6 protein-coding genes are annotated in these 5,096 nt (G+C 64.0%); 5 read left to right on the top strand and 1 reads right to left on the bottom strand.

Annotated features, from left to right (window positions below; genetic code table 11):
- The 3 genes from hisH to hisF form a co-directional block, all read left to right on the top strand.
- Positions 1-618: imidazole glycerol phosphate synthase subunit HisH (gene hisH / locus VF515_06870; protein ID HEX7407358.1), on the top strand; the 618-nt coding region annotated here is incomplete at its 5' end.
- A 74-nt stretch (positions 619-692) separates the two neighbouring features.
- Positions 693-1,427, top strand: coding sequence for a 1-(5-phosphoribosyl)-5-[(5-phosphoribosylamino)methylideneamino]imidazole-4-carboxamide isomerase (gene hisA / locus VF515_06865; GenBank protein ID HEX7407357.1), 735 nt, complete (start codon positions 693-695; stop codon positions 1,425-1,427).
- A 48-nt stretch (positions 1,428-1,475) separates the two neighbouring features.
- Entirely contained in the window at positions 1,476-2,243 is a 768-nt protein-coding gene (gene hisF, locus VF515_06860) for an imidazole glycerol phosphate synthase subunit HisF (GenBank protein ID HEX7407356.1), read from the top strand.
- 74 nt (positions 2,244-2,317) lie between these two features.
- Here hisF and trxB read toward each other — a convergent pair whose 3' ends face one another.
- Positions 2,318-3,253 (bottom strand): thioredoxin-disulfide reductase, encoded by a 936-nt coding sequence (gene trxB / locus VF515_06855; protein HEX7407355.1) that lies wholly within the window; start codon positions 3,251-3,253, stop codon positions 2,318-2,320.
- Between the two features lie 41 nt (positions 3,254-3,294).
- On the opposite strand from trxB, the gene moaC reads away from it, so the two are divergent.
- Positions 3,295-3,777 (top strand): cyclic pyranopterin monophosphate synthase MoaC, encoded by a 483-nt coding sequence (gene moaC, locus VF515_06850; protein ID HEX7407354.1) that lies wholly within the window; start codon positions 3,295-3,297, stop codon positions 3,775-3,777.
- Between the two features lie 319 nt (positions 3,778-4,096).
- On the top strand, positions 4,097-5,096 hold a 1,000-nt coding region (gene rlmD / locus VF515_06845), incomplete at its 3' end, for a 23S rRNA (uracil(1939)-C(5))-methyltransferase RlmD (protein ID HEX7407353.1).

Below are 5,096 nucleotides of genomic sequence, written 5' to 3'. Positions count from 1 at the left end.
ATCGCCATCATCGACTACGGCATGGGGAATCTGCGCTCCGTGCAGAAAGGGTTGGAGCGGGTCGGCTTCCCAGCCGAGGTCACGCGCGATGCGACTCGGATCGAGGCCGCCGCCGGCGTTGTGTTGCCCGGCGTTGGCGCCTTCGGCGCTTGCATGGACAACCTGCGCATCTACGGCCTCATCGATACGGTCCGCCACGTCATCAGCCGCGGCACTCCCTTTCTCGGCATCTGTCTCGGCATGCAGTTACTGTTTGAGGAGAGCGAGGAGTTCGGCCCCGTGCCCGGGTTGGGCATTTTCCCCGGTCGCGTCGTTCGCTTTCCCGACATGTCGGACCTGAAGGTGCCGCACATGGGCTGGAACCAGATCCGCAAGCTCCAGAATTCGCCGCACCTCCGCGGCATTGACGACGGCGCCTTCGTTTACTTCGTGCACTCGTACTACGTCGTGCCCACCGATCCGGATCTGACGGCAACCACCACCGAGTACGGCATCGAGTTCACCTCCGCCATTGCCCGCGACAACGTCTTCGCCACACAATACCACCCGGAGAAGAGCCAGGCCGTCGGGCTGAAGATCCTGGAAAACTTCGGAGGGATCGTGGAACGATCCCGCTGATGGCATGTGGCATATGGTCAAGAGGCGCCAACTCGGCTATCTGCCATGAGCCATATGCCACCGCCATCCGCCATATGCTCGTAGTACCTGCCATCGACCTGAAGGGCGGCAAATGTGTGCGCCTGTTGCGGGGCGACATGACTGCCGAGACGGTGTACGGCAACGACCCCGTGGCCATCGGCCAGCGTTGGGTGGACCAAGGCGCGCAATACTTGCACGTCGTTGACCTCGATGGCGCGGTGAGCGGCCAGCCGGTGAACGGCGCCGCGATTGCGGCCCTCTGCCACGCGCTGCCGATCCCCATCGAGGTTGGGGGTGGCGTGCGGAGTGTCGAACGGGCCGCGGAGCTGCTGCAGCTGGGTGTCGATCGGGTCATCTTCGGCACCGCCGCTTTGGCCGAGCCGGAGGTGGTTCGCGAGGCCTGCCGTCGTTTCCCAGGGCGTGTCGCCATCGGCATCGACGCCCGCGACGGTAAGGTTGCCGTGCGCGGCTGGGTCGAGACCAGCGCCACGTCCGCGGTCACATTGGCCCACCAAGCGCAGGCGCTTGGCGCCTGCCGCATCATTTATACGGACATCAGTCGGGACGGCACGCAGGAAGGCGTCAACGTGGCCGCCACGCGCGCCATTGCCGAAGCGGTCAGCCTGCCGGTAACGGCCTCCGGCGGCGTCGGTTCGCTGACCGACATCACCGCACTGCGAGACTGCGGTGTGGAAGGTATCGACGCGGTGATTGTCGGCCGGGCCTTGTACACCGGCGCGGTGCGGCTGCCCGAGGCCATCCGAGCGGCGCGGGGCGTCGCAGGCTGATTGTGACTGGGCTGAAAGCTGAAGGCTGACCGCTGAAGGCTGTTTCGCATGCTCGCCAAGCGCATAATACCCTGCCTCGACGTAAAGGACGGACGCGTAGTCAAAGGCGTCAACTTCGTTGGCCTGCGGGATGCCGGCGACCCGGTGGAGATCGCACAGCGTTACGATGAAGAGGGTGCCGACGAACTCACCTTTCTCGACATCACCGCGTCACACGAACGCCGCAAGATCATTTTGGACGTGGTCGCGCGCACGGCCGACACCGTCTTCATGCCGCTCACGGTGGGTGGCGGCGTGCGCGAGTTGCAGGATGTTCGCGATCTGCTCAACGCCGGAGCCGACAAGGTCTCGATCAACACGGCGGCGGTGCAACACCCGGAGTTCGTCCGCGCCGCAGCGGAAAGGTTCGGCAGTCAATGCACTGTCGTTGCGATTGATGCAAAGCGCGTTGCAGGCAGCGCAACGGCGAAGTGGGAGGTGTACACGCATGGCGGCCGCACACCGACCGGCCTCGACGCGGTGGAGTGGGCACGACGCATGGAGACGTACGGAGCGGGCGAGATCCTGCTCACCAGCATGGATCGCGACGGCACCAAGGAAGGCTACGATCTCGCCTTGACGCGGGCGATCGCCGATGCGGTGCGGGTGCCGGTCATCGCCTCCGGCGGAGTCGGCACGCTCGAGCACATCTACGAAGGCCTCACGACCGGCGGTGCCACGGCGGCACTGGCCGCGTCGATCTTCCACTACCGCGAGTATACCGTCCGGCAGTGCAAGGAGTACCTGGCCGCACGCGGGGTGCCGGTGAGGATCTGAGCGGCGTATGGCTTATGGCAGATGGCATATGGCCGGAGTTTCAGATTAATTCTTCCTTTGCCATAAGCCATACGCTATATGCCCTTCTCTTCGAGCCAGCGTTCGGCGTCGATGGCCGCCACGCAGCCAGAGCCGGCGGCGGTGACCGCCTGGCGGTACACGTTGTCTTGCACATCGCCACAGGCGAAGACCCCCTCGACGCTGGTATAGGTAGATCGGCCGCGCGTGGCGATATAGCCGTTGGCGTCCATCTCGATCTGGCCCTGAAAGAGCCGCGTGTTGGGCTGGTGGCCAATGGCCATGAACACACCGTCGCACTTGAAGTCACGGGTGGCGCCGGTCTTGACGTTTTTCAGCCGGACGCCGGTCACTCCAATCTTGTCGGCGGTGCCGTGGATTTCATCGACGACGGAGTCCCAGATGAAGGACACCTTCGGGTTCTTGAAGGCGCGCTCTTGCATGATTTTCGAAGCGCGCAACTGATCACGGCGATGTACGACGGTGACCTTGCTGGCGAACTTCGTCAAAAACGTCGCCTCTTCGACCGCCGTGTCGCCGCCGCCCACCACAACCAGCTCTTTCTCCTTGAAGAAAAAGCCGTCACAGGTGGCGCAAGCGGAGACGCCATGGCCCATCAACCGCTTCTCCGATTCCAGCGCCAGCAATTTCGCCGAGGCCCCTGTGGCAATGATCAGCGCATCGCTGGAGTACTGATCCTTGCCGACTTGGAGAGCAAACGGGCGGCGGCTGAGATCGACTTTTGTGACCTCGCCGAAGATGCACCGTGCGCCAAAGCGTTCGGCCTGCCGCTTGAACAGCTCCATCATCTCGGGACCGAGCAACCCGTCGGGAAAGCCGGGGTAGTTTTCCACCTCGGTCGTGATAGTAAGTTGACCGCCGGGCTGGGAGCCTTCGATCACGATGGGTACTAGATTGGCGCGGGCTGAATACAATGCCGCGGTCAGTCCTGCTGGCCCGGAACCGATGATGATGAGCTGGTGATGGTTCATAGACAGCCGAGGTTATAGTGGCGCAACTGAGGAACCGCAAGATGAGAGCGCGCGCGCCGCTCTCGCATATCGACGAGAGCGGGCGGGCTCGCATGGTCGATGTCAGTGCGAAATCCGTCACCGAGCGCGAGGCCGTCGCCCGGGGCACCGTGCGCATGCAACCGCAGACCCTCCGCCTGATTCGCAGCGGCAAGATGGCGAAAGGTGAGGTTCTGGCGGTCGCCCGCGTTGCCGGGATCATGGCGGCCAAACGCACCGCCGAATTGATTCCCCTCTGCCATCCTCTTCCGGTCGAGGTCGCGGGTATTGACTTCACCGTCCGCGGCCCCGGCATCTTGGAAATCGAGGCACGAGTGAAGGTGACGGGAAAGACCGGCGTCGAAATGGAAGCGTTGACCGCAGTGAGCGTGGCGGCGCTGACCATCTATGACATGTGCAAAGCGGTCGACCGCGGCATGGTGATCAGCGACATTCGCCTCATGGAGAAACGCGGCGGCCGTAGCGGTGAGTGGAGAGCGAAGTGACGGGGCCGGGAGTGGGGGTTCGGGGTTGGCACTCCGGCGTCTCTCTGCTCGGTAGTTGGACAGCTGCGGTCCCCTCCTCCTGTGAGCACTTCCGCGAACGGAGGAGGGTGAGGGTGGAGGCGCCTGCCGCCGCGGCTCATCATCACGCACGTACTGCATGTTATCGGCCGCGGCTTTCAGAACGGCCTCCACCCCGGCCCTCCTCCGTTGCCGGAGATGGCAACAGAGGAGGGAGACAAACAGAGCCCAGGGCGGTGCCTGGGCTAACGGATTTCACCCCTTTGGGGTGCAGAAACACTGTTGACCATAGTTAACCCCGATGGCCCCCAACCCTCGTCCCCCAGCCCCCGCCCTGCCCTGCCCGCACTATCCCCACTGCGTCGGCTGCGCTTTCATCGGCCGCCCGTACGGCGAGCAGCTGTTGCTGAAGCAGCAACGCGTTCGTGACGCGTTCAGCCGGTTCCCGAGTCTGGCGGGGCTTCCCATTCCTCCCCTCATCGGCTCACCGCGGGCCTTCGGCTACCGCAACCAGGCAAAGCTCGTGGCGCGGGCGGCGCGCGGTGGCGTCTTGCTGGGCATTTACCGCCCGCAGTCGCATGAGGTCGTCGACATCAGCCAGTGCCCGGTGCATCACCCGCTGATCAACCGGGTGCTGGCGAAGGTGCGCGAGACGCTGGAGCGACTGACGATCCCGATCTACGACGAGCGCACCCACGCCGGATCTTTGCGGTATGTCGTCGTGCGCGTCAGCAACTGGGCCAAGCGGGCGCAGATCATTCTGGTGACGCGCCACCAGACCCTGCCACGCGCGCGCGAGCTCGTGGCTCAATTGCAGCGCATTGCCGGAGTGGTGAGCGTCGTACAGAACGTGAACCCCGATCCCGGCAATGTCATCTTCGGCCGCACCTTCGTGCCCCTGACGCGGGAGTCGGCGCTCATTGAGCGCATCGGGTTTCTCAAACTGAAGACGCATGCCGGGGCTTTTCTCCAAGCCAACATCGCCCTGGCCCGCAAGCTCTACGAACACACAGTGAAGTGTTCGGAGGCCGGGGCCGATGACGTGTGCGTTGATCTGTACTGCGGCGTCGGCGCGCTGACCTTTCATCTGGCAGCCGTCGCCAAGCACGTCACCGGCATCGAAGAGTCAGGAATCGCCGTTGTTGATGCCAAGGCGAACATCCGACTGAACGGCTACCACAACATTCGTTTTCACTGCGGTGACGTCGCCACGACGTTGCCGGCGATCGCAGAGCACCTCGGACAGATCGACGTGGTCACACTCAACCCTCCGCGCAAAGGCACCGACGAGGCGACGCGTG

The sequence above is a fragment of the Candidatus Binatia bacterium genome, assembly GCA_036382395.1.
Taxonomy (GTDB): Bacteria; Desulfobacterota; Binatia; order HRBIN30; family HRBIN30; genus JAGDMS01.
Note: the sequence above shows the minus strand (reverse complement) of the source record. Positions and strands in the feature narration are given on the sequence as shown.